Annotated in this window: 23 protein-coding genes; 14 read left to right on the top strand and 9 right to left on the bottom strand. The window is 73.1% G+C overall.

Features of this window, described 5'->3' with window-relative positions; genetic code table 11:
* Positions 1-62 precede the first annotated feature (62 nt).
* From ACFC1X_RS23025 to lgt, 9 genes are all read left to right on the top strand, one after another.
* Positions 63-704 (top strand): TIGR02234 family membrane protein, encoded by a 642-nt coding sequence (locus ACFC1X_RS23025; RefSeq protein WP_376356450.1) that lies wholly within the window; start codon positions 63-65, stop codon positions 702-704.
* Positions 705-812: 108 nt separating this feature from the next.
* On the top strand, positions 813-1,064 hold the full coding sequence (locus tag ACFC1X_RS23020; RefSeq protein WP_376356448.1) for an HGxxPAAW family protein: 252 nt from the start codon (positions 813-815) through the stop codon (positions 1,062-1,064).
* A 94-nt stretch (positions 1,065-1,158) separates the two neighbouring features.
* A complete protein-coding gene (locus ACFC1X_RS23015) occupies positions 1,159-1,611 on the top strand; it encodes a DUF2752 domain-containing protein (RefSeq protein ID WP_376356446.1) in 453 nt (150 codons plus the stop codon).
* 117 nt (positions 1,612-1,728) lie between these two features.
* On the top strand, positions 1,729-2,538 hold the full coding sequence (gene trpC, locus ACFC1X_RS23010; protein WP_052841514.1) for an indole-3-glycerol phosphate synthase TrpC: 810 nt from the start codon (positions 1,729-1,731) through the stop codon (positions 2,536-2,538).
* Positions 2,539-2,559: 21 nt separating this feature from the next.
* A complete protein-coding gene (gene trpM / locus ACFC1X_RS23005; RefSeq protein WP_376356444.1) occupies positions 2,560-2,733 on the top strand; it encodes a tryptophan biosynthesis modulator TrpM in 174 nt (57 codons plus the stop codon).
* Between the two features lie 105 nt (positions 2,734-2,838).
* On the top strand, positions 2,839-4,125 hold the full coding sequence (gene trpB / locus ACFC1X_RS23000; protein WP_376356442.1) for a tryptophan synthase subunit beta: 1,287 nt from the start codon (positions 2,839-2,841) through the stop codon (positions 4,123-4,125).
* The gene (trpA, locus tag ACFC1X_RS22995; RefSeq protein ID WP_376356440.1) at positions 4,122-4,937 is read left to right on the top strand and encodes a tryptophan synthase subunit alpha; all 816 of its coding nucleotides are present in this window, start codon (positions 4,122-4,124) and stop codon (positions 4,935-4,937) included. Before trpB ends, trpA begins: the two co-directional genes overlap by 4 nt.
* An 86-nt stretch (positions 4,938-5,023) precedes the next feature.
* Positions 5,024-5,797 (top strand): DsbA family protein, encoded by a 774-nt coding sequence (locus ACFC1X_RS22990; protein ID WP_376356438.1) that lies wholly within the window; start codon positions 5,024-5,026, stop codon positions 5,795-5,797.
* A 110-nt stretch (positions 5,798-5,907) separates the two neighbouring features.
* Entirely contained in the window at positions 5,908-6,912 is a 1,005-nt protein-coding gene (lgt, locus tag ACFC1X_RS22985; RefSeq protein ID WP_376356436.1) for a prolipoprotein diacylglyceryl transferase, read from the top strand.
* A gap of 61 nt (positions 6,913-6,973) precedes the next feature.
* On the opposite strand, the gene ACFC1X_RS22980 is transcribed toward lgt, so the two are convergent.
* The 6 genes from ACFC1X_RS22980 to ACFC1X_RS22955 form a co-directional block, all read right to left on the bottom strand.
* A complete protein-coding gene (locus ACFC1X_RS22980) occupies positions 6,974-7,798 on the bottom strand; it encodes an HpcH/HpaI aldolase/citrate lyase family protein (protein ID WP_376356434.1) in 825 nt (274 codons plus the stop codon).
* Positions 7,795-9,027 (bottom strand): CaiB/BaiF CoA transferase family protein, encoded by a 1,233-nt coding sequence (locus ACFC1X_RS22975; protein WP_376356432.1) that lies wholly within the window; start codon positions 9,025-9,027, stop codon positions 7,795-7,797. The genes ACFC1X_RS22980 and ACFC1X_RS22975 overlap by 4 nt, the downstream gene beginning before the upstream one ends.
* On the bottom strand, positions 9,009-10,391 hold the full coding sequence (locus tag ACFC1X_RS22970) for an ADP-ribosylglycohydrolase family protein (RefSeq protein ID WP_376356430.1): 1,383 nt from the start codon (positions 10,389-10,391) through the stop codon (positions 9,009-9,011). Before ACFC1X_RS22970 ends, ACFC1X_RS22975 begins: the two co-directional genes overlap by 19 nt.
* A complete protein-coding gene (locus ACFC1X_RS22965) occupies positions 10,391-11,554 on the bottom strand; it encodes an ADP-ribosylglycohydrolase family protein (protein ID WP_376356428.1) in 1,164 nt (387 codons plus the stop codon). Before ACFC1X_RS22965 ends, ACFC1X_RS22970 begins: the two co-directional genes overlap by 1 nt.
* Entirely contained in the window at positions 11,551-12,729 is a 1,179-nt protein-coding gene (locus ACFC1X_RS22960) for an ADP-ribosylglycohydrolase family protein (protein WP_376356628.1), read from the bottom strand. Before ACFC1X_RS22960 ends, ACFC1X_RS22965 begins: the two co-directional genes overlap by 4 nt.
* A 77-nt stretch (positions 12,730-12,806) precedes the next feature.
* Positions 12,807-14,204 carry an ADP-ribosylglycohydrolase family protein gene (locus ACFC1X_RS22955; RefSeq protein WP_376356426.1) on the bottom strand — a complete coding sequence of 466 codons (1,398 nt, stop codon included), beginning with the start codon at positions 14,202-14,204 and terminating at the stop codon, positions 12,807-12,809.
* Between the two features lie 234 nt (positions 14,205-14,438).
* On the opposite strand from ACFC1X_RS22955, the gene ACFC1X_RS22950 reads away from it, so the two are divergent.
* The 3 genes from ACFC1X_RS22950 (at position 14,439) to ACFC1X_RS22940 (ending at position 21,602) form a co-directional block, all read left to right on the top strand.
* Entirely contained in the window at positions 14,439-15,170 is a 732-nt protein-coding gene (locus ACFC1X_RS22950) for a VIT1/CCC1 transporter family protein (protein ID WP_376356424.1), read from the top strand.
* Positions 15,171-15,601: 431 nt separating this feature from the next.
* Positions 15,602-20,146 carry a glutamate synthase large subunit gene (gene gltB, locus ACFC1X_RS22945; RefSeq protein WP_376356626.1) on the top strand — a complete coding sequence of 1,515 codons (4,545 nt, stop codon included), beginning with the start codon at positions 15,602-15,604 and terminating at the stop codon, positions 20,144-20,146.
* Positions 20,139-21,602: a glutamate synthase subunit beta gene (locus tag ACFC1X_RS22940; protein ID WP_376356422.1), complete on the top strand. Its 1,464-nt coding sequence runs from the start codon at positions 20,139-20,141 to the stop codon at positions 21,600-21,602. Before gltB ends, ACFC1X_RS22940 begins: the two co-directional genes overlap by 8 nt.
* Positions 21,603-21,703: 101 nt before the next feature.
* Here ACFC1X_RS22940 and ACFC1X_RS22935 read toward each other — a convergent pair whose 3' ends face one another.
* Positions 21,704-22,615, bottom strand: coding sequence for a chitosanase (locus ACFC1X_RS22935; RefSeq protein WP_376356420.1), 912 nt, complete (start codon positions 22,613-22,615; stop codon positions 21,704-21,706).
* A 180-nt stretch (positions 22,616-22,795) separates the two neighbouring features.
* Here ACFC1X_RS22935 and ACFC1X_RS22930 point away from each other — a divergent pair, with 180 nt between their 5' ends.
* A complete protein-coding gene (locus ACFC1X_RS22930) occupies positions 22,796-23,518 on the top strand; it encodes a VWA domain-containing protein (RefSeq protein ID WP_376356418.1) in 723 nt (240 codons plus the stop codon).
* A 21-nt stretch (positions 23,519-23,539) separates the two neighbouring features.
* Here ACFC1X_RS22930 and ACFC1X_RS22925 read toward each other — a convergent pair whose 3' ends face one another.
* Positions 23,540-24,169 (bottom strand): SIMPL domain-containing protein, encoded by a 630-nt coding sequence (locus ACFC1X_RS22925; protein WP_376356416.1) that lies wholly within the window; start codon positions 24,167-24,169, stop codon positions 23,540-23,542.
* Positions 24,170-24,196: 27 nt separating this feature from the next.
* Positions 24,197-25,093: a hypothetical protein gene (locus ACFC1X_RS22920; protein ID WP_376356414.1), complete on the bottom strand. Its 897-nt coding sequence runs from the start codon at positions 25,091-25,093 to the stop codon at positions 24,197-24,199.
* 122 nt (positions 25,094-25,215) lie between these two features.
* On the opposite strand from ACFC1X_RS22920, the gene ACFC1X_RS22915 reads away from it, so the two are divergent.
* Entirely contained in the window at positions 25,216-25,542 is a 327-nt protein-coding gene (locus ACFC1X_RS22915) for a chorismate mutase (RefSeq protein WP_376356412.1), read from the top strand.
* Positions 25,543-25,580 lie beyond the last annotated feature (38 nt).

Genomic DNA, 25,580 nt, shown 5'->3' with positions numbered 1-25,580 from the left:
GGCGATTCTCACGCCGGCCAATCCGAACCCCGGGTGACGGTTCGCCCGGGGTTCGGGTGATAGTGGAGTACGTGACAGCCGTTCCTCACCCCCGTACCCCAGCCGCAGGACCCGCCCGGGCCGGCCGGCGGAGCCTCGCCGTCGCCCTGCTGTGCGGTGCCCTCGGCGCCGCCGTCGCCCTGCTCGCCACCCGGCAGGAGTGGGCGGAGGGCACCGCGACGGTGGCCGGCGGCGTGTTCCCCCTGACCGCCAAGGGCAGCGACGTCACGGGCGTGCCCGCGGCGCTGGCCATAGTGGGCCTCGCCGCGCTCGTCGCCGTGTTCGCCGTCCGCCGCGCGGGCCGCTTCGCGGTGGCCGGCCTGCTCGCGCTGAGCGGCGCGGGCACCATCGCCGCCGCCCTGGCCGGCGCCTCCGACAGCTCCGCGCTGGACGACCAGGCCGCGAAGGCCGCCGGCGACACCTCGGCCACCGTGGACGTCCTCTCGCACACCGCCTGGCCGTACGTCGCGGCCGTGGGCGGCGCCCTGCTGCTGCTCGCGGGGCTGCTCGCGCTGCGCTACGGCCGCCAGTGGCCCGCGATGTCCGGCCGCTACGAGCGCGACGGCACCCCGCGCCCGCGCCGCAAGCCGCAGACCGTGGACCCGGACCGTCCCGAGGACCTCTGGAAGGCCATCGACCGCGGCGAGGACCCCACCAGCGCCTGACGCGCCTTCCCCCGGCGGAGCACCCCCGCTCACGGCGCGTGCGACCGTGCGGGACAATGGGTACGAGCGTCCTGCTCAGACACGGCACACAGCAACGAGGAGCAAGCAATGGCGGGCAGCAGCCACGGTCACACCCCGGCCGCCTGGACCGGTGTCATCATCGCCTTCATCGGTTTCTGCATCGCGGGCCTGTTCATGGTGGCGGCCCAGCCCATGGGCTTCTGGGCCGGTCTCGGAGTCGTGGTCCTCGGTGGTGTGGTGGGCTACATCATGCGGATGATGGGCCTCGGCCAGCCGAAGCACAGCCATCCCGTGCACCAGGTCGCCGGCGAGCGCGTCACGGCCGACGCCAAGGGCTGACCCCGCACGGCGTCACGGACCCACCGGAGGGGCGGAGCGGCACACGGGTGCCGGGACCGCCCCTCACGTGCGGGTGGGGACCGCCGGGGGCAGAATGCGGGGCGTGGACGCCGAGACCGCACAGCCGACCCCGACCAGCGCCGTACCGAGGGGCCGGGCCGCCCGCCTCGCCGTTCCGGCCGCGGTGCTCGCGGCCGTCGCCGGGGCCTTCGCCTATGTGGGTGCCGTGGACCCCAACGAACCCGGGCACTACCCCGTCTGCCCCCTGCTGCGCTTCACGGGGGTCCTCTGCCCCGGCTGCGGCGGCCTGCGCAGCGCCCACGCCTTCGTCCACGGGGACCTGCTCGCCGCGCTGCAGGCCAACGCGACGGCGGTCCTGGGCTATCTGGGGTTCGCCGTCCTGTGGACCGTCTGGGTGATCCGCGCGGCCCGCGGGCGGCCGCTGCGGGTCGAACTGGGACCGGTCCACCTGTGGGCGCTGGGGACGTTGCTGCTGGTCTTCACGGTTGTCCGGAACCTGCCGTTCGGTGGCTGGCTCCGCCCTTGATCATCCGATGAATGTCCAGGTAATGGGACCGGCGGCGGCCGGATGCGAGCCCCGTGCCCCGCTCCGGATACCATCACAGTGACCACAGGTTTCGCCGTCTGAAAGGGGGCCGCTCGCGTGAGTGTGCTCGACGAGATCATCGACGGAGTCCGTGCCGACCTCGCGGAGCGGCAGGCGCGCGTCAGCCTCGACGAGCTCAAGGAGCGCGCGGCCAAGGCCCGTCCCGCGAAGGACGGTGTGGCCGCCCTGCGCGGCGACGGCGTCAAGGTCATCTGCGAGGTCAAGCGCTCCAGCCCGTCCAAGGGCGCGCTGGCGGCCATCGCCGACCCGGCCGGACTCGCCGCGGACTACGAGGCGGGCGGCGCCGCCGTCATCTCCGTCCTCACCGAGGAGCGCCGCTTCGGCGGCTCACTGGCCGACCTGGACTCGGTCCGCGCCCGGGTGGACATCCCCGTGCTGCGCAAGGACTTCGTCGTCACCTCGTACCAGCTGTGGGAGGCCCGCGCGCACGGCGCCGACCTCGTGCTGCTGATCGTCGCGGCGCTCGACCAGCCCGCGCTGGAGTCCCTGATCGAGCGCGCCGAGTCCATCGGCCTCACCCCGCTCGTCGAGGTCCACGACGAGGACGAGGTCGAGCGCGCGGTGGACGCGGGCGCCAAGGTCATCGGCGTCAACGCGCGCAACCTGAAGACCCTGGAGGTCGACCGCGGCACCTTCGAACGGGTCGCTCCGGAGATCCCCGCGCACATCGTCAAGGTCGCCGAGTCCGGCGTCCGCGGCCCGCACGACCTCATCGCCTACGCCAACGAGGGCGCCGACGCCGTCCTGGTCGGCGAGTCCCTGGTCACCGGCCGCGACCCGAAGACGGCGGTCTCCGACCTGGTCGCCGCCGGCGAACACCCGGCACTGCGCCACGGCCGCGGCTGACCCCCGGTAGGCTGACCGACGATGACTCTCCCGCTCACCTTGGCCGCCAGGGATCCGTATGCGCGCCTGGCGCGAGGCTGCCGCCCCCGCGGCTGCCGCGCCCCCGCGCGCCGGATCCACGGCCGCCGGGTGCGGTACGTCATCGGAGACGAACCTGGGCAGGTCAACGGCATGCGATGGCACCAGCCAACCTAGGGGCGCGGGGAACTGCGCGACCGGCCACGACGGGCCTGTAGCCGACACACGACACCCGCCCCCACGGCGATTAGTCACGTCAGACACTCACCGTGAGGTACACGCATGCCCAGCAACTTCTTCATCCCCGACCCGGAGGGTCAAGTCCCCACCACCGAAGGCTACTTCGGCGCGTTCGGCGGCAAGTTCATCCCCGAGGCCCTCGTCGCCGCCGTCGACGAGGTGGCCGTCGAGTACGACAAGGCCAAGCACGACCCCGAGTTCGCCCGTGAACTCGACGACCTGCTCGTCCACTACACCGGCCGCCCCAGCTCCCTCACCGAAGTACCCCGCTTCGCCGAGCACGCCGGCGGCGCCCGTGTCTTCCTCAAGCGCGAGGACCTGAACCACACCGGCTCTCACAAGATCAACAACGTGCTGGGCCAGGCCCTGCTCACCAAGCGCATGGGCAAGACCCGCGTGATCGCGGAGACCGGCGCCGGCCAGCACGGCGTGGCGACGGCGACGGCCTGCGCCCTCTTCGGCCTCGACTGCACCATCTACATGGGCGAGATCGACACCCAGCGCCAGGCCCTGAACGTGGCCCGCATGCGCATGCTCGGCGCCGAGGTCATCGCCGTGAAGTCCGGCAGCCGCACCCTCAAGGACGCCATCAACGAGGCGTTCCGCGACTGGGTCGCCAACGTCGACCACACGCACTACCTCTTCGGCACCGTCGCCGGACCGCACCCCTTCCCGGCGATGGTGCGCGACTTCCACCGCGTCATCGGCGTCGAGGCCCGCCGCCAGCTCCTGGAGCAGGCCGGACGCCTCCCCGACGCCGCGATCGCCTGCGTCGGCGGCGGCTCCAACGCCATCGGCCTCTTCCACGCCTTCATCCCCGACGCGGACGTCCGCCTCATCGGCTGCGAGCCCGCCGGGCACGGCATCGAGAGCGGCGAGCACGCGGCCACCCTGACCGCGGGCGAGCCCGGCATCCTGCACGGCTCGCGCTCCTACGTCCTCCAGGACGACGAGGGCCAGATCACCGAGCCGTACTCGATCTCGGCCGGTCTGGACTACCCGGGCATCGGCCCCGAGCACTCCTACCTCAAGGACTCCGGCCGCGGCGAGTACCGCGCGGTCACCGACGACGCCGCCATGCAGGCGCTGCGCCTGCTGTCGCGCACCGAGGGCATCATCCCGGCCATCGAGAGCGCCCACGCGCTGGCCGGCGCCCTGGAGGTCGGCAAGGAGCTGGGCAAGGACGGGCTGATCGTCGTCAACCTGTCCGGCCGCGGCGACAAGGACATGGACACCGCCGCCCGCTACTTCGGGCTGTACGACACCGACGCCGAGGTCGCCGCCGACGAGGCCGGCACCACCGCGGAGATCGAGGGGGACGCCAAGTGAGCGGGAACGTACAGCTGCTGAACGACACCCTCGCCGGGGCCAGGTCCGAGGGCCGCGCCGCACTCATCGCCTACCTCCCGGCCGGGTTCCCGACCGTCGACGGCGGCATCGAGGCGATCAAGGCCGCGCTCGACGGCGGCGCCGACGTCGTCGAGGTGGGTCTGCCGCACAGCGACCCGGTGCTCGACGGCCCGGTCATCCAGACCGCCGACGACATCGCCCTCAAGGGCGGCGTCCGCATCGCCGACGTGATGCGCACGGTCCGGGAGGCCCACGCCGCCACCGGCAAGCCGATCCTCGTCATGACGTACTGGAACCCCATCGACCGCTACGGCGTCGAGCGGTTCACCGCCGAGCTGGCCGAGGCCGGGGGCGCCGGGTGCATCCTGCCCGACCTGCCGGTCCAGGAGTCGGCGCTGTGGAGGGAGCACGCGGAGAAGCACGGGCTCGCCACCGTCTTCGTGGTCGCCCCCAGCAGCAAGGACGCGCGGCTCGTCGAGATCACCGCGGCCGGCAGCGGCTTCGTCTACGCCGCCTCCCTCATGGGCGTCACCGGCACCCGTGAGTCGGTCGGCGCGCAGGCCGAGGACCTGGTGCGGCGCACCCGCGCCACCACCGACATCCCGGTCTGCGTCGGACTCGGCGTCTCCAACGCCGCGCAGGCCGCCGAGGTGGCCGGCTTCGCCGACGGCGTGATCGTCGGCTCGGCGTTCGTCAAGCGCATGCTGGACGCCCCCGACGACGCGGCCGGCCTGGAGGGCGTCCGCGCCCTCGCCGCCGACCTCGCGAAGGGCGTACGCGGAAAGGCGTGACGACGGGCACGTGACCAGGGTCCCTCGTACGGGTGGACCTCGGACCGGGGAGGCGCGCTGCGCCTCCCCGGTTCGTTCTGCGGGGTGTGAGCGAGAAGAATCGACAGGGAAAGCGCACCGCCCGGGAGAAGCTGGCGGCCGAGCGCGAGAAGCACAGGTCCAGGGACAAGCGCCGCCGCGCGCTGATCGTCGGCGCGAGCGTGGTCTGCGTCCTGGGGCTCGCGGCGGTGATCGGCGTGGTCGCGGCGAACGCGGGCAAGGACGACGGCAGTGACTCGGCCGGGCCGGTCGTGGCGCCCTCGGGCGCGCAGGGCAAGGACGGCCTCGCGATCCCCGTCGGTGAGGACGGCGCCAAGTCGACGCTCACCATCTGGGAGGACTTCCGCTGCCCGGCCTGCAAGGGCTTCGAGCTGGCATACCGCGACACGATCCACGAGCTGACCGAGTCCGGACAGCTCAAGGTCGAGTACCACCTGGCGACCATCATCGACGGCAACATGGGCGGCACCGGCTCCCGCAAGGCCGCGAATGCCGCCGCCTGCGCCCAGGACGCCGGGAAGTTCACCCCGTACCACGACGTGCTGTTCACCAACCAGCCGCCCGAGAGCGACGACGCCTTCGCCGACGAGGACCGGCTGATCGACCTGGCCGGCAAGGTCGACGGCCTCGACACCACCCCGTTCCAGGAGTGCGTGCGGAACGGCAGGCACAACAGCTGGGTGGAGAAGTCCAACCAGGCCTTCCAGAACGGCGGCTTCAGCGGCACCCCGACCGTGCTGCTTGACGGCACGAACATCTACCAGGACCAGTCGATGACCCCGGCCAAGCTGAAGCAGATGGTGGAGGACGCCAACAAGTAGGGCGGGCGGCGGCGGGGCAGCGCGGGCGGCGTGATCCGCGCGCTCGTTACGGACCCGTAGCCGGGCTGCCCGCCGCGCCTCCCGTCCGACACGGTAGCGTCGACCCTGCCATGGAACTTGCCTTCATTCCCAGCCCGTCGCGCGGGGTGCTGTACCTCGGTCCCATCCCGCTGCGCGGCTACGCGTTCTGCATCATCATCGGTGTCTTCGTTGCCGTCTGGCTCGGCAACCGCCGCTGGATCGCCCGGGGCGGGCGGCCGGGCACGGTGGCCGACATCGCGGTCTGGGCCGTGCCCTTCGGCCTGATCGGCGGCCGGCTCTACCACGTGATCACGGACTACCAGCTGTACTTCAGCGAGGGCCGTGACTGGGTCGACGCCTTCAAGATCTGGGAGGGCGGCCTCGGCATCTGGGGTGCGATCGCGTTCGGCGCGCTGGGCGCCTGGATCGGCGCGCGCCGCCGGGGCATCCCGATGCCCGCGTACGCGGACGCCGTCGCCCCCGGCATCGCCCTCGCGCAGGCCATCGGCCGCTGGGGCAACTGGTTCAACCAGGAGCTGTACGGCAAGGCGACCGACCTGCCGTGGGCCGTGGAGATCACCTCGACGGCCGACGGGCGGGTGCCGGGCACCTACCACCCGACGTTCCTGTACGAGTCGCTGTGGTGCATCGGTGTCGCCGCGCTCGTCATCTGGGCCGACCGCCGCTTCAAGCTGGGCCACGGCCGGGCGTTCGCCCTGTACGTCGCCGCCTACTGCGCGGGCCGGTTCTGGATCGAGTACATGCGCGTCGACGACGCCCACCACATCCTCGGCCTGCGGCTCAACAACTGGACGGCGCTGCTCGTCTTCGTGCTCGCCGTGGTCTACATGGTGCTCTCGGCGCGGTCGCGTCCGGGCCGGGAGGCCGTGGTCGAGCCGGGCACGGAGCCCGCGGCCGGTGCCGTCGAGGACGACGCCGACTCCCAGGACGCGGAGGACGCCGAGGGCGTCGAGGAGACCGGTGGTGCCGGGGACGGCGATGACGCCGATGAGGCCGATGGCGGCACCGTGAAGGACGCGCAGGACACGCGGGACGTGAAGAAGGACGGCGCCGACTCCGCCAAGAAGGGCTGACGGCCCGCCGTACGACATCCCCGAGGGCGCCCGGATCTCCACCGGGCGCCCTCGGCGCGTGTCAGGACAGGACGGGTCGCCTGGCCAGCGACAGGGTGCGCCGGGCCGTCGCCACCACCGCGGCGTCGACGAACCGGCCGTCCGGCAGCGCCTGCGCGCCCGGCTGCACGCTGGCCGCCTTGACGATCGTCTCCGCCTCCTCCAGCTCCCGCTCGGTCGGCAGATACGCCCGCTCGATGATCGGCAGCTGGCGGGGGTGGATCGCGGCGCGGCCGAGGAACCCCAGGGCGCGGCCGTGCGCGCAGGACGCCGCCAGGCCCTCCAGGTCCCGGGTGTCCGGATGCACCGTCTGCGAGGGAGGCGCCAGGCCGGCCGCCCGCGCGGCCACGACCACCCGCGAGCGCGACCAGTCGAGGCCGGTGTCCCCGTGCACGCCCAGGTCGGCCCGGAGGTCCGCCTCGCCGAGGGCGATGCCGCGCAGCGCCGGATGGGCCGCGGCGATCGGGTAGGCCCGCTCCACACCGAGGGCGGTCTCCAGCAGCGCGTACAGGGGCGGCCCGCCGGTGGCCGCCGCGACGCCGGTGATCTGCTCGGGGGACGTCACCTTGGGCAGCCGCAGGCCGGACAGCCCCGGCAGCGCGGCCAGCGCCCTCAGGTCCGCGGCGGCGAGCGGGCCGTCCAGGGCGTTGACGCGGACGTGCACCGGCACCGGCTGCGGCTCGGTGAGCAGTTCCGCCGTGGCCTCGCGGGCGTACTCCTTGCGGTCCGGGGCGACCGCGTCCTCCAGGTCGACCACCACGACGTCGGCCCCGGCGGCCAGCGCCTTGGCGACCACCCGGGGCCGGTCCCCGGGCGCGTACAGCCAGGTCAGCGGGGGTGCGGTCATACGACGCCCTCCTCACGCAGCTCTTTCACGTCCGCCGGGGTCAGCCCCAGCTCGGTCAGCACCTCCTCCGTGTCCGCGCCGTGCGGACGGCCCGCCCAGCGGATGGCGCCCGGGGTCGCGGAGAGCCGGAAGAGGACGTTCTGCATACGCAGCGGGCCCAGCTCGGGATCGTCGACGGTCGTGATGGTGTCGAGCGCCTGGTACTGGGGGTCGGTCATCACGTCCCGCACGTCCTGGATCGGCGCCACGGCCGCCTCGGCCTTCTCGAAGGCGGCGAGCACGTCGGCGCGGCTGTGCCGGGCGATCCAGTCGCCGACCGCCGTGTCCAGCACGTCGGCGTGGCGGGCCCGGTCGGCGCCGGACGCGAACCAGGGCTCGTCGATCAGCTCCGGCCGGCCCACCAGGCGCATCACCCGCTCGGCGACCGACTGGGCCGAGGTGGAGACGGCGACCCAGGTGCCGTCGGCGGTGCGGTAGGTGTTGCGCGGGGCGTTGTTCTGCGAGCGGTTGCCGGTGCGCGGCTGGACGTGGCCGAGCTGGTCGTACCAGGTGGGCTGCGGGCCCAGGACGGTCAGGATCGGCTCGATGATCGCCATGTCGACGACCTGCCCCTCGCCGGTGCGCTCCCGCGCGGCCAGCGCCGTCATCACGGCGTACGACGTCGCCAGCGCGGCGATCGAGTCGGCGAGCCCGAACGGCGGCAGCGTCGGGGGCGCGTCCGGTTCGCCGGTCATCGCGGCGAAGCCGCTCATGGCCTCGGCGAGGGTGCCGAAGCCGGGGCGGCGCGCGTACGGGCCGAACTGGCCGAAGCCGGTGACCCGGGTGAGGACCAGGCGCGGGTTGACGGCGGACAGCTCGTCCCAGCCCAGGTCCCACTTCTCCAGCGTGCCGGGACGGAAGTTCTCGATGACGACGTCCGCGGTCGAGACGAGGCGCAGCAGGGTGGTGCGCCCGGCGGGCTTCGACAGGTCCAGGGTGATCGTGCGCTTGTTGCGGCCCAGGATCTTCCACCACAGGCCGATGCCGTCCTTGGACGGGCCGTGGCCCCGGGACGGGTCGGGCCGGGAGGGGTGTTCGACCTTGACGACCTCGGCGCCGAAGTCGCCGAGCATGGTGGCGGCGAGCGGGCCCGCGAAGAGGGTGGCGAGGTCGAGCACCCGCAGGCCGGTGAGCGGGGCGGAGGCGGCGGAGACGGAGCCGGGGGCGGCGTTCACGGCGGGCTGGGACATGGGCGGGTGGCCTCCCGGTGGGTGAGGTGGGCGAGGGTGTCGAAGCCGGTGCCGTCGAAGTCGCCGACCGACGTGGCCAGGCGGTTCTTCAGCGGGCCCGTCCAGTGCTCGGGCAGGGCGGCGGGGGAGCCGGCGAGGAGTCCGGCGACGCCGCCGACGGTGGCGCCGTTGGAGTCGGTGTCCCAGCCCCCGGAGACCGCGCGGGAGACCGAGCCGGTGAAGTCGCCGTCCGCGTGGGTGAGGGCGGCGGCGATCAGGGCGGTGTTGGGCACGGCGTGCACCCAGTGGTGGGTGGGGGAGTGGCGGGCGTGCAGCTCGTCCACGACGGTGTCGAAGTCGGCGTGCGTCCCGGCGAGGTGGACGGCGTGGCGTACGGCCGCGGACAGGCGGGAGCCGGGCGGCACGACCGCGAGGCCGGTGCGCAGACAGGTGTGGACGTCGTGGGTGCCGGTGGCGGCGGTGGCGATGACGGCCGCGGCGAACATGGCCGCGTGGACGCCGCTCGCGGTGTGGGTCAGGGCGGCGTCGCGGTGTGCCTGCCCGGCCGCGGCGGCCGGGTCGCCGGGGTTGGTCCAGCCGTGCACGTCGGCGCGGATCAGGGCGCCGATCCACTCCCGGAAGGGGTTGCGGTGTCGGGCGGTGTCGGGCGGTTCCAGGCCGGAGAGCAGGTTGCGGTAGGCGACGCGCTCGGCGGTGAAGGTGCGGCCGGCGGGGAGCTCGTCGAGCCACACGCGGGCCACGTCGGCGGTGCTGAAGTGCCTGCCGTGACGCTGGAGGAGCAGCAGGTTGAGGAGCGGGTAGTTGAGGTCGTCGTCCTCGGGCATCCCGTCGATGTTCTCGGCGAGGGAGGTGGCGGCGGAGCGGCGGTTCCACGGGTGGGCGGCCGCGAGGTCCGGGGGGAGGCCCCGGGCGGTGAAGTAGCCGGTCGGGGGCCAGTTGCCGGTGGCGCGGCCGATGCGGCGGATGCCGGTCAGCGGGAGCTTCTCGACGGGCTTGCCGAGCAGGCAGCCGGCGGCCCGGCCCAGCCAGGCGGCCTCCAGCCGGGCCGGGGAAACGGACGAGGGCGGCGGGGCGGCCGGTGCCGGCCAGTCGGGGCACAGGGCCCTGATCCAGTCGAGGTCCGTCGGTTCCGCGGCGGCGGTCGGGTTCGCCAGCCCGGCCAGGTCGTCCAGCAGCTCCTCCGCCAGGAGCCGGAGGCGGCGGGAGGCGGGCCGGGGGGACGCGCCCGCGCGGTCGGGGGCCGGTTCGCCGCCCGCCGCCTCCCAGCGCGCGGCGACCGCCGACGCGTCGCGGCCCTCCAGGGCCGCCTGGCGCAGCTCGTGGCCGATCAGGTCCTCGGGCTGCACCCAGGTCAGCCGGAGCATCACGGGCCCCCGATCGCGCCGAACGCCCGCTCGTGCTCGCGGCGCCGCACCAGGTCCCGCTCGAAGACCTCCCTGGCCACCGCGGACAGCGTCGCGGCCGGTTCCCACAGGTCAAGGCGGCTGGCCTCGGCGACCCGCTTGGACCACTCCTCCGGGACCGGTGAGCCCAGCGCCCCGGCCAGCGCGCCCGCCATCGTGGCGATGGAGTCGCAGTCGCGGCCGTAGTTGACCGCGCCGAGCACCGCGTGCCGGCAGTCGCCGCCGGAGACGAGGAGCATGCCGAGGGCGACGGGCAGTTCCTCGATCGCGTGCAGCCGGGACGGGCGGCGGGCGCCCAGCGAGGGCGCGCGGTAGTCGGGGCCCACCGTGTCGTACGGAGTGACCGCCTCCCGCAGCGGGGCCAGCGCCGACTCGAAGTCCGAGTACCGCGCGGCCACCTCGCAGACCGCCTCGATCGCGGCCCGCGTGCCGTCCTTGGCCAGGGACAGACAGGCCGCCACCACCGAGTCCGGCGTCGCCCCCGGCGCGCAGGCCGCGGCCACCGCCGCCGCGAAGACACCGGCCGCCTCCCTGCCGTACGACGACTGGTGCGCGCCCGCGACGTCCAGCGCCTCGGCGTACGCGCCCGCCGGGTGGGCGGCGTTGACCAGGCCGACCGGGGCCATGTACATCGCGGCACCGCAGTTGACGATGTTGCCGGTGCCCGCCTCGCGCGGGTCCACGTGGCCGTAGTGGATCCGCGTCACCAGCCACTTCTCCGCGAGGAAGATCCGCTGGAGCGGGAGTGCCTCGGCCTCCAGCTCCGGGATCCAACGGGGGTGCGTCATCAGGTCCGGGACCAGGTGCTCGGCGACCGCGTACGCGTCGAGGTGGTCGCGGACCGTGCCGTAGACCCGGACCAGCGCGTGGGTCATCAGGGTGTCGTCGGTGACGTGGCCGTCGCCCTTGTGGTACGGGGCGAGGGGGCGGGCGGTGCGCCAGTCGTCGCCGTTCCAGGGGCCGACGACGCCGTGGATGCGGCCGCCGTGGCGTTCGAGGATCTGTTCGGGGGAGTAGCCCTCGACCGGGCCGCCGAGCGCGTCGCCGACGGCCGCGCCAACGAGGGCGCCGGTGACGCGCTCCTCCAGGGTCGCGGTGCCGGTCCGCGAGGTGCGGTCTGTCATGTCGTACGTCCTCCGTCTTCGGGTCGGGTCGGCCGCGTGGCGTACAGGAGCCCGGCGAGTTCGACGAGGTCGGTGCCGGTGAGCCTGGGCAGTACGCAGCCGGGGAGGGTGCGGCAGGTGTCCCGCCAGGACGCGGGCACCGAGGCGCCGCCGCCCAGCGCGCCGGTGAGGGCGCCCGCCAGCGCGGGGGCGGAGTCCGCGACCCTGGACAGACAGGCCGCCGCCGGGACCGCCTCCGCGAGGACGCCCCGGGCGGCGGTGGCCAGGGCGAGGGCGACCGGGACGGTCTCGGCGGCGGCGATGCCGTAGCTGTAGACGTGGTCGACGATCTGGTGCTCCAGGAGCGGGACGAGGGCGAAGGTGCTCTCGGCGTCCGCCGCCAGGGCCAGTGCCTGGCGCGCGTTGCGGCCGATCTCCGTCCCCTCGGGGAGTTCGGCGAGGGCGGCCGCCACGCAGGTGTCCACGTCGGCGCCGGTGAGGGCACGGGCCAGCGCCGCCGCCATCGCCCGCGCGCCGTGCACGCCGTCGCCGTCCTGGGTGTAGCGGGCGTCGAACTCGGCGAGGTCCGCCGCGAGGCGCGGGTCGCCCGGGTGGGCGACGGCGAGGACGCAGGCCCGGACGCAGGCGGCGTCGTCGAAGTAGTGCGGGTTGTCGTGGCCGGTGGCGGGCGGGCGCAGGCCCGCGGCGAGGTTGCCGAGCCCGGCCCGTACCGAGATGCGGGCGCGCAGCGGCAGTACGGCCGACTCGGCCTCCGGGGCGCGTTCCGTCGCTGCGGCCACCTCGCTGGCGACGGCGTTCCAGGTCAGGTCGATCGCCGCCCGCATCCGGCGGTCCCGGCTCAGGTCCCCGAGCACGCTGTCGTCGCCGGCCCGCAGCAGCGCCTCCGCCGCGAACGCCGCCCACTCGGCGTCGTCCGAGGGGCCGAGGCGCAGCGGCTCGGGGGGCTGGTTCAGGGCGATGGGAACGGGGAGGGTGGTGGTCGCGTTCTGCTCGGCGAAGGTGTCCAGCTCGCGGGTGAGGCGGCGCGTCCACTCCGGCATCCGGGCGGCCCGGTGCCGGGCGGCGGGCCAGCCGGCCGCGTCCCCCGCGGCCAGACCGAGGAGCAGCCCCTCGACCCGGTCGCGGCCCGGCACCGCACGGGAGACCCCGGTCTCGGGCCCGGGGCGCTGTCCCATCCCGGGGGGCGCCGACTCCCCGGGCGCCGCGACGTACGCGGTGGTGACCGTCGTCCCCACGCCGGGCCGGCCCCCGCTCACGGCCACACCTCGGGCACGAGGGTGCCCTGGTCGGGCGGGTTCGTGAGCGGTGCGGCTTGCGGGGTCCGGGGTACGTCTGCGGCTCGGCCGCCCGGCGGGAGCGGGTTCGTGGGCTCCGGCGAGGGCCGGTTGCCGGGGGGCGCGGTGTCGCCCGGGAGGGGTGAGCTGTGGGGCATCGTGCGCCGTGCGGCAACCGCGGGCCGGGGGGCCTTCGGTGTCTCCGCGGTCGGCAAGGGGGCGTGCGGGCCGGGGGCCGGTGGGTGCCGGTCGCCGGGGAGCGTGGTGTCGCCGGGTGGGAGAGAGGTGCGGGGGCCCTCGGGGTGCGTCGGCTCCTCGCGGCCCTGGGGGACCCGTTCCGGATCTCGCACCGTCCGCCGCGCGTCCCGCGCCACCCCCTCCGCCCCGCCCGTCAGCAGGTCCGCCACCTCCAGGACGTGGTGGCCGGCGATCGCCGGCAGGCAGGTGCCGCGGGCGGGGCCGATGGCCGCGGCCCAGGCGGGCGGGATGGCGGCGACACCGTGGGTGGCACCGGCCAGCGCGCCCGCCACCGCGGCCGTGGTGTCGGCGTCGCGCCCCATGTTGACGGCCGTCAGCACCGCGTCCGTGAAGTCGCCGTCGGCCGCCGCGTACGCGCCGAAGGCGAGGGCGACCGCCTCGGGTGCCAGGTCGGTCCACGGGTAGCCGCCGATGACCACCGCGGAGCGGACCGCGCGTTCGCCGCGATGCGCCGCCGTCATCGCGCGGCGCAGACAGCGGGCGGTCCAGGAGTCGTCCGGTACGACGGCCAGCGCGGAGGCCACGACCGCGACCGGCGCCGCCCCCGCCATCGCCGCCGCGACACCCGCCGCCACCGCCTGGCCGCCGTAGATGCCCTCGCCGTCGTGGCTGACCGAGCCGTCGATCGCGACCAGCCGGGCCGCCTCGGCGGGGCGGCCGGCCGCGAACACGCCGTGCGGGGCGGCCCGCATGGCGAGGCCGTCGCTCCAGGCGTGGCGGTGCTGGGCGGAGATTGGGGCGGCCAGCCCCCGGCGCAGGTTCTCCAGGGTGCCGCGTTCGCTGAAGCCCGCGCCCCGGAACGGGCCCTCCTCCCGGTCCGCGATCCACTCGTGCCAGGCGGTCTCCACGTGGACCGGGGTGAGCGCGGCGCCGTACCGGGCGAGCAGCAGGCCCGAGAAGATCGCGTACTCGGTGTCGTCGGTCCCGGCCGGCCGGTCGGCCACGTATCCCGTGATGCGGCCCCATCGGGCGCGGATCTCCGAGGGCTTCATGTTCTCGGCCGGCGCCCCGAGGGCGTCCCCGACGGCCAGTCCGAGCAGCGCGCCCCGGGCCCGTTCGCGGAGTCCGACGGCGCCTTGGGGCGCGGGGACCGGGGGAATGCAGGCGGTGGATGCCATGCGGCCTCTCCTCTCCCTTTGCGCATCTGTCCCCGGTGCGGTGCGCACCGCAGCCTCACCGGGCTCAGCGTCACCCGGTCGACATCTGTGCGGGCAAGATCACGAATGAGCGCGGAAAGGTTAAACCGCAGGTAAGCGCAGCCTTTCCTTGCTGGCGACGCGGAAATGATCGGCGTAGATTGGGCGTTGTTAAAAAGTAGAACCGATCCAAACTAGCTCTCCGGGGGACCCCTCATGGCCATCATCGAGACCGAGGCGCCACTGCACGAGGCGCACCGCGACAACCACACCCACCGCGACGTGAACGGCGGCTGGCTGCGCCCCGCCGTCTTCGGCGCGATGGACGGCCTGGTCTCCAACCTCGCCCTGATGACCGGCGTCGCCGGCGGCGCGGTGAGCCAGCAGACCGTCGTGCTGACGGGCATGGCCGGTCTGGCCGCCGGCGCCTTCTCCATGGCCGCCGGCGAGTACACCTCCGTCGCCTCGCAGCGCGAGCTGGTCGAGGCCGAGCTGGACGTGGAGCGCCGGGAGCTGAGAAAGCACCCGAAGGACGAGGAGGCCGAGCTGGCCGCGCTCTACGAGGCCCGCGGCGTCGAACCGCGGCTCGCGCGCGAGGTGGCCCGGCAGCTGTCCCGCGACCCCGAGCAGGCGCTGGAGATACACGCCCGCGAAGAGCTGGGCATCGACCCCTCCGACCTGCCCTCGCCCACCGTCGCCGCCGTGTCGTCCTTCGGTTCCTTCGCGCTGGGCGCCCTGCTGCCCGTGCTGCCGTTCCTGCTCGGCGCCGACGCGCTGTGGCCCGCGGTGCTGCTCGCGCTGGCCGGACTGTTCCTGTGCGGCGCGGTGGTGGCCAAGGTGACGGCGCGCAGCTGGTGGTACAGCGGACTGCGGCAGCTCGCGCTCGGCGGTGCGGCGGCCGGTGTGACGTACGTCCTGGGCAGCCTGTTCGGAACGGCCGTAGGATAGCCCGGCTCGAACTTATGCGAGGGGCCGCATAAGTAGCCGTTACTCGCTGGTTTCGAGTACGTAATCTCCGGGCATGAGCCGTAAGCGCTGTGGGCAATGAGGCCGGCCGCGCACCCGTGGGGCGAGCGACGACGCTCATTCCACGCCTTCGGGCCGACGGACATCGATCTGTGCGCTTCGGTCCTCCATAGCTTCCACCGCCGGGCGCGGTACCCCCGCCGCAGCCCCCGGTGTCCGCATGTTGGAATGGATTGTCCCGTTTACCGAGAACCACTCCATCATGTAACCTGCACCAAATTTTGCACCGACACCGCAGAGGGCCAACGTCGTCCCTCGGCACTTGCACATGCCAGATGACGACGACGGGAGAGCCGATGCGTACGCCGCGCCAGCCGTCCCAGCATTCCGCGAGTGGCCAGAACTGGTCCTTCATGGATGCTCGCCCTGCTGCCCAGGGTATGTACGACCCCCGCAACGAGCACGACGCCTGCGGCGTCGGTTTCGTCGCCACTCTCACCGGCGAGGCATCGCACACCCTGGTCGACCAGGCACTCACCGTGCTGCGCAACCTGGAGCACCGCGGCGCCACCGGTTCCGAGCCGGACTCGGGCGACGGCGCGGGCATCCTCTCCCAGGTGCCGGACGCGTTCTTCCGCGAGGTGGCCGGATTCGAGCTGCCCGAGGCCGGGTCGTACGCCGTCGGCATCGCCTTCCTGCCGGTGGACGGCACCGAGGACGCCGTCTCGCGGATCGAGACGATCGCGGGCGAGGAGGGCCTCAAGGTCCTCGGCTGGCGCGAGGTGCCGGTCGCCCCGCAGATGCTCGGCGCCACCGCCCGCTCGACCATGCCGGTCTTCCGCCAGATCTTCGTGAGCGACGGGGAGTCGCGGGGCATCGCCCTCGACCGCCACGCCTTCGCGCTGCGCAAGCGCGCCGAGCGCGAGGCCGGCGTCTACTTCCCCTCGCTGTCCGCGCGGACCATCGTCTACAAGGGCATGCTGACCACCGGCCAGCTGGAGCCGTTCTTCCCGGACCTGTCCGACCGCCGCTTCGCCTCCGCGATCGCGCTCGTGCACTCCCGGTTCTCCACCAACACCTTCCCGAGCTGGCCGCTCGCCCACCCGTACCGCTTCGTCGCGCACAACGGCGAGATCAACACGGTCAAGGGCAACCGCAACTGGATGCAGGCCCGCGAGTCCCAGCTCGTCTCCGACCTGTTCGGCTCGTCCTCGGACCTGGAGCGGATCTTCCCGGTCTGCACGCCGGACGCCTCGGACTCCGCCTCCTTCGACGAGGTCCTGGAGCTGCTGCACCTCGGCGGCCGCTCGCTGCCGCACTCCGTGCTGATGATGATCCCGGAGGCGTGGGAGAACCACGACTCCATGAACCCGGACCGGCGCGCCTTCTACCAGTTCCACTCCACGATGATGGAGCCCTGGGACGGCCCCGCCTGCGTCACCTTCACCGACGGCACCCAGGTCGGCGCCGTGCTCGACCGCAACGGCCTGCGTCCCGGCCGCTACTGGGTCACCGACGACGGCCTCGTCGTCCTCGGCTCCGAGGTCGGCGTCCTCGACATCGACCCCGCGAAGGTCGTCCGCAAGGGCCGCCTCCAGCCCGGCCGCATGTTCCTCGTGGACACCGCCGAGCACCGCATCATCGAGGACGACGAGATCAAGGCCCAGCTCGCGGCGGAGAAGCCGTACGCGGAGTGGATCGAGGCCGGCGAGATCGAGCTGTCCGACCTGCCCGAGCGCGAGCACATCGTGCACACCCACGCCTCGGTCACCCGCCGCCAGCAGACCTTCGGATACACCGAGGAGGAGCTGCGCGTCCTCGTCGCGCCGATGGCCAAGACCGGCGCCGAGCCGATCGGCTCCATGGGCACCGACTCGCCCATCGCCGCGCTGTCCGAGCGCCCCCGGCTGCTCTTCGACTACTTCACCCAGCTGTTCGCGCAGGTCACCAACCCGCCGCTGGACGCCATCCGCGAGGAACTGGTCACCTCGCTGCGCTCCTCGCTGGGCCCGCAGGGCAACCTCCTCGACCCGACGGCGGCCTCGTGTCGCAGCGTCCTGCTGCCCTTCCCGGTGATCGACAACGACGAGCTGGCCAAGCTCATCCACATCAACGCCGACGGCGACATGCCCGGCTTCAAGGCCGCCACCCTTTCCGGTCTCTACCGGGTGCACGGCGGCGGCGACTCGCTCGCCGCCCGCATAGAGGAGATCTGCGCCGAGACCGACGCCGCGATCGAGAACGGCGCCCGGCTGATCGTCCTCTCCGACCGCCACTCGGACGCCGAGCACGCCCCGATCCCCTCGCTGCTGCTCACCGCGGCCGTCCACCACCACCTCATCCGCACCAAGCAGCGCACCGAGGTGGGTCTGCTGGTCGAGGCCGGCGACGTCCGCGAGGTCCACCACGTCGCCCTGCTCATCGGCTTCGGCGCCGCCGCCGTCAACCCGTACCTGGCGATGGAGTCCGTCGAGGACCTGGTCCGCGCGGGCACCTTCCTGCAGACCGACGACGGCGAGCCCGACCAGGCCATCCGGAACCTGATCTACGCCCTCGGCAAGGGCGTCCTCAAGGTCATGTCCAAGATGGGCATCTCCACCGTCGCCTCCTACCGCGGCGCCCAGGTCTTCGAGGCCGTCGGGCTCGACGAGGAGTTCGTCGCCAAGTACTTCAACGGCACCGCCACCAAGATCGGCGGCGTCGGCATCGACGTCATCGCCAAGGAGGTCGCCGCCCGCCACGCCAAGGCGTACCCGGCCAGCGGCATCGCGCCCGCGCACCGCGCCCTGGAGATCGGCGGCGAGTACCAGTGGCGCCGCGAGGGCGAGCCGCACCTGTTCGACCCGGAGACGGTCTTCCGCCTCCAGCACGCCACGCGCTCCGGCAAGTTCGACATCTTCAAGCAGTACACCGAGCGTGTGAACGAGCAGTCCGAGCGTCTGATGACGCTGCGCGGCATGTTCGGGTTCACGTCCGACCGGGCGGCGATCTCCGTCGACGAGGTCGAGCCCGTCTCCGAGATCGTCAAGCGCTTCTCCACCGGCGCCATGTCGTACGGCTCCATCTCCCAGGAGGCGCACGAGACCCTCGCCATCGCCATGAACCAGCTGGGCGGCAAGTCCAACACCGGTGAGGGCGGCGAGGACCCGGAGCGCCTGTACGACCCCGCGCGCCGCTCCTCGATCAAGCAGGTCGCCTCCGGCCGCTTTGGCGTCACGTCGGAGTACCTGGTCAACGCGGACGACATCCAGATCAAAATGGCCCAGGGCGCCAAGCCCGGCGAGGGCGGCCAGCTGCCCGGCCACAAGGTGTACCCCTGGGTCGCCAAGACCCGGCACAGCACCCCCGGCGTCGGCCTGATCTCGCCGCCGCCGCACCACGACATCTACTCCATCGAGGACCTGGCCCAGCTGATCCACGACCTCAAGAACGCGAACCCGCAGGCGCGGATTCACGTCAAGCTGGTCTCCGAGGTCGGCGTCGGCACGGTCGCGGCGGGTGTCTCGAAGGCGCACGCGGACGTCGTCCTCATCTCCGGCCACGACGGAGGCACCGGTGCCTCCCCGCTGACCTCCCTGAAGCACGCGGGCGGCCCCTGGGAGCTGGGCCTCGCCGAGACCCAGCAGACGCTGCTGCTCAACGGCCTGCGCGACCGCATCGTCGTGCAGACCGACGGCCAGCTGAAGACCGGCCGGGACGTCGTCATCGCCGCGCTGCTCGGCGCCGAGGAGTTCGGTTTCGCGACCGCGCCGCTCGTCGTCTCCGGCTGCGTCATGATGCGCGTCTGCCACCTGGACACCTGCCCGGTCGGCATCGCCACCCAGAACCCGGTGCTGCGCGAGCGCTTCTCCGGCCAGGCCGAGTACGTCGTCAACTTCTTCAAGTTCATCGCCGAAGAGGTCCGCGAGATCCTCGCCGAACTGGGCTTCCGCTCCATCGAGGAGGCCGTCGGCCACGCCGAGACCCTCGACGTGACCCGCGCCGTCAACCACTGGAAGGCGCAGGGTCTCGACCTGGAGCCGCTGTTCCACGTGCCCGCGCTGGCCGAGGGCGCCGTGCGCCACCAGGCCACCGGACAGGACCACGGCCTGGAGAAGGCGCTCGACAACCAGCTGATCAAGCTCGCCTCGGACGCGCTGTCCGCCTCGGACGCCACCCAGGCCGCCCCGGTGCGCGCCCAGGTCGCGATCCGCAACATCAACCGCACGGTCGGCACCATGCTCGGCCACGAGGTGACGAAGAAGTTCGGCGGCGCGGGCCTGCCCGACGACACCGTCGACATCACCTTCACCGGCTCCGCCGGCCAGTCCTTCGGCGCCTTCGTCCCGCGCGGCATCACGCTGCGCCTGGAGGGCGACGCCAACGACTACGTCGGCAAGGGCCTCTCCGGCGGCCGGGTCGTCGTCCGTCCCGACCGGGGCGCCGACCACCTCGCCGAGTACTCCACCATCGCCGGAAACACCATCGGCTACGGCGCCACCGGCGGCGAGATGTTCCTGCGCGGCAAGGTCGGCGAGCGCTTCTGCGTCCGCAACTCCGGCGCGCTGGTCGTCTCCGAGGGCGTCGGCGACCACGGCTGCGAGTACATGACCGGCGGCCACGCGGTCGTCCTCGGCGAGACCGGGCGCAACTTCGCGGCCGGCATGTCCGGCGGCATCGCCTACGTCATCGACCTCGACCCCGACAACGTCAACGCCGGCAACGTCGGCGCCGTACAGGCCCTGGACGACGCCGACCGGGACTGGCTGCACGACGTGGTGCGCCGGCACGCCGAGGAGACCGGGTCCACGGTCGCCGAGAAGCTGCTCGCGGACTGGTCCGCCGCCGTGGAGCGCTTCAGCAAGATCATCCCCAGCACGTACCAGGCAGTGCTCGCCGCCAAGGACGCCGCCGAGCGAGCCGGTCTCTCCGAGACCGAGATCACCGAGAAGATGATGGAGGCGGCGACCAATGGCTGACCCCAAGGGCTTTCTCAACCACGGCCGCGAAGTCGCCAAGTCCCGGCCGGTCGAGGAGCGTGTCAAGGACTGGAACGAGGTCTACGTCCCCGGCTCCCTGCTGCCGATCATCAGCAAGCAGGCCAGCCGCTGCATGGACTGCGGCATCCCGTTCTGCCACAACGGCTGCCCGCTCGGGAACCTGATCCCCGAGTGGAACGACTACGCCTACCGCGAGGACTGGTCGGCCGCGCAGGAGCGCCTGCACGCCACCAACAACTTCCCGGAGTTCACCGGCCGCCTGTGCCCGGCGCCGTGCGAGTCGGCGTGCGTGCTCGGCATCAACCAGCCGGCGGTCACCATCAAGAACGTCGAGGTCTCCATCATCGACAAGGCGTGGGAGACCGGGGACGTCGCCCCGCAGATCCCGGAGCGCCTGTCCGGCAAGACCGTCGCCGTCATCGGCTCGGGCCCGGCCGGCCTGGCCGCGGCCCAGCAGCTCACCCGGGCCGGCCACACGGTCGCCGTCTACGAGCGCGCGGACCGCGTCGGAGGCCTCCTCCGGTACGGCATCCCCGAGTTCAAGATGGAGAAGCGGCACATCAACCGCCGCATAGAGCAGATGCGCGCGGAGGGCACCCGCTTCCGCACCGGCGTCGAGATCGGCCGCGACCTGAAGGCCACCGACCTGAAGAAGCGCTACGACGCCGTCGTCATCGCCGCCGGCTCCACCACCGCCCGCGACCTGCCGGTCCCCGGCCGCGAGCTCCAGGGCATCCACCAGGCCATGGAGTACCTGCCGCTGGCCAACAAGGTCCAGGAGGGTGACTACGTCGCCCCGCCGCTCTCGGCCGAGGGCAAGCACGTCGTCGTCATCGGCGGCGGCGACACCGGCGCCGACTGCGTGGGCACCGCCCACCGCCAGGGCGCGGCCTCCGTCACCCAGCTGGAGATCATGCCCCGGCCGGGCGAGGAGCGGGACGCGGCGCGCCAGCCGTGGCCGACGTTCCCGATGCTGTACAAGGTCACCAGCGCCCACGAGGAGGGCGGCGAGCGGGTCTACGCCGTCTCCACCACCCACTTCGAGGGCGACGAGGACGGCAACGTCCAGTGGCTGCACATGAGCGAGGTCGAGTTCATCGACGGCAAGCTCACCCCGAAGCCGGGCACCGAGCGCAAGATCCCCGCCCAGCTGGTCACCCTCGCCATGGGCTTCACCGGCACGGACCGGGAGAACGGTCTGGTCGACCAGTTCGGCCTGGACCTGGACGAGCGCGGTAACATCGCCCGGGACGCGGACTTCCAGACCAACGTGCCGGGTGTGTTCGTCGCCGGTGACGCCGGCCGCGGGCAGTCGCTCATCGTCTGGGCGATCGCCGAGGGCCGCTCGGCCGCGCGCGGCGCCGACCGCTTCCTGACCGGGGTCAGCGACCTGCCGGCCCCGATCCGCCCGACGGACCGCGCACTCGTGGTCTGACGGACGGAACAACCGAAGAACGTCCCGCACAAAGGCGTGCGGAACACTGATGGCGCCTGCCCCGTCCCCGACCGGACCATGGGCAGGCGCCGTCGCATGTGTCAGGGCACCCGGTAGGCGTCCCCGTACACCTCCCACTCCAGCGGCGTCTCCAGCTTCAGGTTCCCGGCCGCCAGGAACCGGCGCTGGGCGGTGTCGACGCGGGAGGTGTCGATGCCCGGGCGCTTGGCCTCCATGGCCCGGCGGCGGACGTCCAGGAAGGCCCCCAGGTAGTCCTTCTCGGAGCCGCCCCTGGCGGGCGTCCTCGCCTCGGCCATGGCCCGCTCGCGCAGCCCGTAGAAGCCCTCGGCGTCCGTGTCCGGGCCGTGGAAGACCATCGCGTCGTAGTAGACGAACTGCCCGAGCGTGCCGAGGCCGTCCAGCTTGGCGAGGCGGACCGCCGGTTCGAAGTAGACGCGGTCGCGCTCCGCCTCCTGGGCCTCGCGGAACGCGGGGACCTCCGCCTCCGCCCGCCAGGCCGCGGTGAAGCCCGGGTCCAGGCCCTCGTGGGAGTCCGTGCCGTCGACCTCGCGCAGGGCGGGCAGGTACGTGGCCAGGCCGTTGTCCGGGTGGGCCTCGGTGTAGCGCTCGACCAGGGCGAGCAGGTCGTGGGTGCCGGTGCAGAAACCGATGATGCCCGCGGTGTACCCGTCGCCGTCCCCGAGGTCCTCGATGGTGCCGTACGCGGTGCGCCACTCGGTGGTCGAGTTCTCGGCGCTGGACACCAGCTGCTGGGCCAGCTCCTTCTTGTCCGGCGCGGCGAGTCCCGGTGGCAGGCCGGCGATCAGCGCGTCGTCCGCCGCCCGCTCCTGTTCGGCCCGGCCCTTGGCGTCCTCGCGGGACGACGGGGCGGTGGCCGTGGCCGCGGCGGTCGCGGTGTCCGCGGTGCCGTTGGAGCCCGCCGGCACCGCCAGGTACACCCCCGCGGCGATCACGGGAACGGCCGCCAGAAGCAGCACACCGGCACGTCTCATCGCGGGAAACCTCCGCCTGTAGGTACGGCGCTCCGCGCGCCGTGATCATGGCCGTCACCGCCGGTGGGGACGGCGGCGAACAAAATAGCGAATGCCGGTGGCCGCTCCCGGAGGCGGGGTGCGCGGTGCCGTAACCTCGGCAGCCAGTAGCCGTACGCCAGAGGTGACGGGGGAGTCCGGATGGCCGCGATCAGTCTCACCAAGGTGCGGGAGACAGCGCCCGCGCTGGTCGACCTGTACAAGAGCGCCGGGGTGTCGCTCACCAAGCACGGGCTGGAGGGGACGCGGGCGGCGGTGTACCTGGTCGTCGACTACTCCGGGTCGATGAAGCCGTACTACAAGGACGGCAGCGTGCAGGAGCTCGCCGACCGGGTGCTCGGGCTCTCCGCGCACCTCGACGACGACGGCACCGTGCCCGTGGTGTTCTTCTCCACGGACGTCGACGCGGTCACCGAGATCGCGCTCGCCGACCACCAAGGACGGATCGAGCGGATCGTGGCCGGGCTCGGGCACATGGGCAAGACCAGCTACCACCTGGCCATGGACGCCGTCATCGACCACTACCTGGACAGCGGGGCCCGCCACCCCGCCCTGGTCGTCTTCCAGACCGACGGCGGCCCGATCAACCGGCTCGCGGCGGAACGGTACCTGTGCAAGGCGGCGCCGCTGCCGCTGTTCTGGCAGTTCGTCGGCTTCGGCGACCCGGGCAGCCGGCAGTTCGAGTACCTGCGCAAGCTGGACGAACTGGCGGTGCCGCAGAAGCGGGTCGTGGACAACGCCGGGTTCTTCCACGCGGGCCGCGACCCGCGCAAGGTGACCGACGCCGAGCTGTACGACCGGCTGGTGGGCGAGTTCCCCAAGTGGCTGGTGGCCGCACGCGCGCAGGGCATCGTACGGCCGTAGCGGACGGGCGGCGGCGCGCGGTCAGTGCCGCAGCGAGAAGCCCAGCAGGACCTCCGCCGACACCTCCACCGTGCCCGGCGCCAGGTCGCCGGACCCGCCGCCGGCCTTGGCCGCGCGGAAGTGCGTGAAGGGCTCCGCCTCCACGTCCTGGATGTGCAGCACCGGGCCCAGCCGCACGTCCGCCGCCTCCGCGTACACCTGGGCCTTGCGCCGGGCGGACGCCACCGCCCGGCGCCGTGCCTCGTCCCGCAGCGCCTGCTTGTCGAGCACGTCGAACTCGACGCCGTCGATCCGGTGGGCGCCCGCGTCCACCATGTCCACGATCAGCTGTTCGAGATCGTCCAGCGCCCGCGTCTCCACCGAGTACGAGGCCTGGCACCGGTAGCCGAGGAGCGTCCGCTCACCGCCGTGACCGTCGTACTCCGAGCTGAGCCCGAGCCGGGAGCCCGAGACCGCGGCGTCCGGTACGCCGTGCCGGCGCAGGACCTCCCGCAGCCGCGACACGGCCGCCCCCGCCTGCTGGAACGCGCGCTCCGGTGACGGCTCCAGCACGTCCACCGCCGGCTGTACCCGCGCGAGTCCGGGTTCGGTCCGCACCGTGCCGGTGCCGGACACGCTGATCCCCCAGGGCTCTTCGATGGCCTTTGTCATACCGGCATTGAAGCACCGCGCCACCCTCTAGGTGTCGCACTCCAGCACCGTCCGGCACAGCCCGCACCGCGCCCGCACCCGTCCGCGCACCGGCACCCTGATCCGCTGGTGACAGGTCGGGCAGGGGAAGGACACGCGCAGCGGTCCGTGCTCCTGCGGCGTGAACCGGTACGGGCCCTCCGCGGCGGGGCCCGCGGCGTGCGCGTCCTGGGCGTGGCGGCGGTCCCGTGCGTAGCGGCGGCGGCCCGCCCAGCCGGCCGCGGTGAGCGGCGGCTGCTGCTCGTCCTGGCGGGCCCGCTGCAGGCCCTTGCCGTACGCCGTGTACGCCTGCGGGCTGGTGAACCACACCGACGGGTCCTCGCCGAACACCAGCGCCCGCTTGGCCAGCACGTACCCGAACTCCTCCGGGGTCAGATAGCCCAGCTTCTGCGAGGACGCCGAGTCCTCCCGGTAGGCGTCGAGCAGCAGCCAGCCGGCGCCCAGGTACGTCGTCGCCGTGTCGGTGAGGATCTCGTTGTCCCGGGTGCCGGGGAAGGACAGGTCGAGACGGTGCAGGTAGACGTGCATCACCTCGTGCGCGAGGGCCGCGCCGATGTCCCGGCGGTGGGTGCGGAAGCGGTCGTTCAGCTCGATGAAGTACTCGGGGCCCGCCGTGAGTTCCACGTTCGCCGCGTGCGTCATCTCCCGGAAGGAGACGATCATCCGGGCGTCGGGCAGCCGGTAGTGCCGCACCAGCTCGTGGGCCACCCGCTGCGTGCCCAGATACAGGTCGTCGGTGTCGCTGAACGCCACGTCGGCCGGGGCCACACTGGCGGAGAACGTCTGCACGGTGTCGTACGACAGCCGCCGGTACAGCGCGGTGACCGCCTCGCGCACCGTCGCCAGGTGCGGGAAGCCGTGCTCGACCGGTCCGCCGTTCGCCACGCCCGACCCCCAAGACGCCTGAACCCGTGTCCACTCCAAGAGGACCCTCACGACGACTGTACGGCGTTCAGCGCCTGAGACGGTCTGCGGCGACGGCCGCCACGCCCGTAGGGTGGGCGTCCATGACCACCAGCAACACCGATGCCGTCGACCCCGCCGTCCGCGAGGAGCTGGCCCGGCTGCGGGCCAGCATCGACAACATCGACGCGGCCGTCGTCCACATGCTCGCCGAGCGCTTCAAGTGCACCCAGCAGGTCGGCCACCTCAAGGCCCGCCACCAGCTGCCGCCCGGAGATCCGGCCCGTGAGGCGAAGCAGATCGCCCGGCTGCGCGCCCTCGCCGAGAGCGCCAAGCTGGACCCGGCGTTCGCCGAGAAGTTCCTGAACTTCATCATCGCCGAGGTGATCCACCACCACGAGCGCATCGCGGAGAGTTCGGCCTCCGGCTGACCCGGCGACCGCGCCGCCGCCCGCGGGGGCGCGCGCCG

The sequence above is a fragment of the Streptomyces sp. NPDC056128 genome (genome assembly GCF_042263835.1).
Taxonomy (GTDB): Bacteria; Actinomycetota; Actinomycetes; order Streptomycetales; family Streptomycetaceae; genus Streptomyces.
This window is presented reverse-complemented; position numbering and strand designations above follow the sequence as displayed.

Bases quoted from the DNA above. Each gene is read 5' to 3' on its own strand.
- ACFC1X_RS23015 (WP_376356446.1), top strand. From the start codon at position 1,159: ATGCGGGGCGTGGACGCCGAGACCGCACAGCCGACCCCGACCAGCGCC.
- ACFC1X_RS22950 (WP_376356424.1), top strand. From the start codon at position 14,439: ATGGCCATCATCGAGACCGAGGCGCCACTGCACGAGGCGCACCGCGAC.
- ACFC1X_RS22970 (WP_376356430.1), bottom strand. From the start codon at position 10,391: ATGCTCCGGCTGACCTGGGTGCAGCCCGAGGACCTGATCGGCCACGAG.
- ACFC1X_RS22930 (WP_376356418.1), top strand. From the start codon at position 22,796: ATGGCCGCGATCAGTCTCACCAAGGTGCGGGAGACAGCGCCCGCGCTG.
- ACFC1X_RS22965 (WP_376356428.1), bottom strand. From the start codon at position 11,554: ATGACAGACCGCACCTCGCGGACCGGCACCGCGACCCTGGAGGAGCGC.
- ACFC1X_RS23020 (WP_376356448.1), top strand. From the start codon at position 813: ATGGCGGGCAGCAGCCACGGTCACACCCCGGCCGCCTGGACCGGTGTC.
- ACFC1X_RS22935 (WP_376356420.1), bottom strand. From the start codon at position 22,615: ATGAGACGTGCCGGTGTGCTGCTTCTGGCGGCCGTTCCCGTGATCGCC.
- ACFC1X_RS22915 (WP_376356412.1), top strand. From the start codon at position 25,216: ATGACCACCAGCAACACCGATGCCGTCGACCCCGCCGTCCGCGAGGAG.
- ACFC1X_RS22925 (WP_376356416.1), bottom strand. From the start codon at position 24,169: ATGACAAAGGCCATCGAAGAGCCCTGGGGGATCAGCGTGTCCGGCACC.
- ACFC1X_RS22955 (WP_376356426.1), bottom strand. From the start codon at position 14,204: ATGGCATCCACCGCCTGCATTCCCCCGGTCCCCGCGCCCCAAGGCGCC.
- trpM (WP_376356444.1), top strand. From the start codon at position 2,560: ATGACTCTCCCGCTCACCTTGGCCGCCAGGGATCCGTATGCGCGCCTG.
- ACFC1X_RS22980 (WP_376356434.1), bottom strand. From the start codon at position 7,798: ATGACCGCACCCCCGCTGACCTGGCTGTACGCGCCCGGGGACCGGCCC.
- ACFC1X_RS22960 (WP_376356628.1), bottom strand. From the start codon at position 12,729: ATGGGACAGCGCCCCGGGCCCGAGACCGGGGTCTCCCGTGCGGTGCCG.
- gltB (WP_376356626.1), top strand. From the start codon at position 15,602: ATGGATGCTCGCCCTGCTGCCCAGGGTATGTACGACCCCCGCAACGAG.
- ACFC1X_RS22940 (WP_376356422.1), top strand. From the start codon at position 20,139: ATGGCTGACCCCAAGGGCTTTCTCAACCACGGCCGCGAAGTCGCCAAG.
- ACFC1X_RS22975 (WP_376356432.1), bottom strand. From the start codon at position 9,027: ATGTCCCAGCCCGCCGTGAACGCCGCCCCCGGCTCCGTCTCCGCCGCC.
- trpB (WP_376356442.1), top strand. From the start codon at position 2,839: ATGCCCAGCAACTTCTTCATCCCCGACCCGGAGGGTCAAGTCCCCACC.
- lgt (WP_376356436.1), top strand. From the start codon at position 5,908: ATGGAACTTGCCTTCATTCCCAGCCCGTCGCGCGGGGTGCTGTACCTC.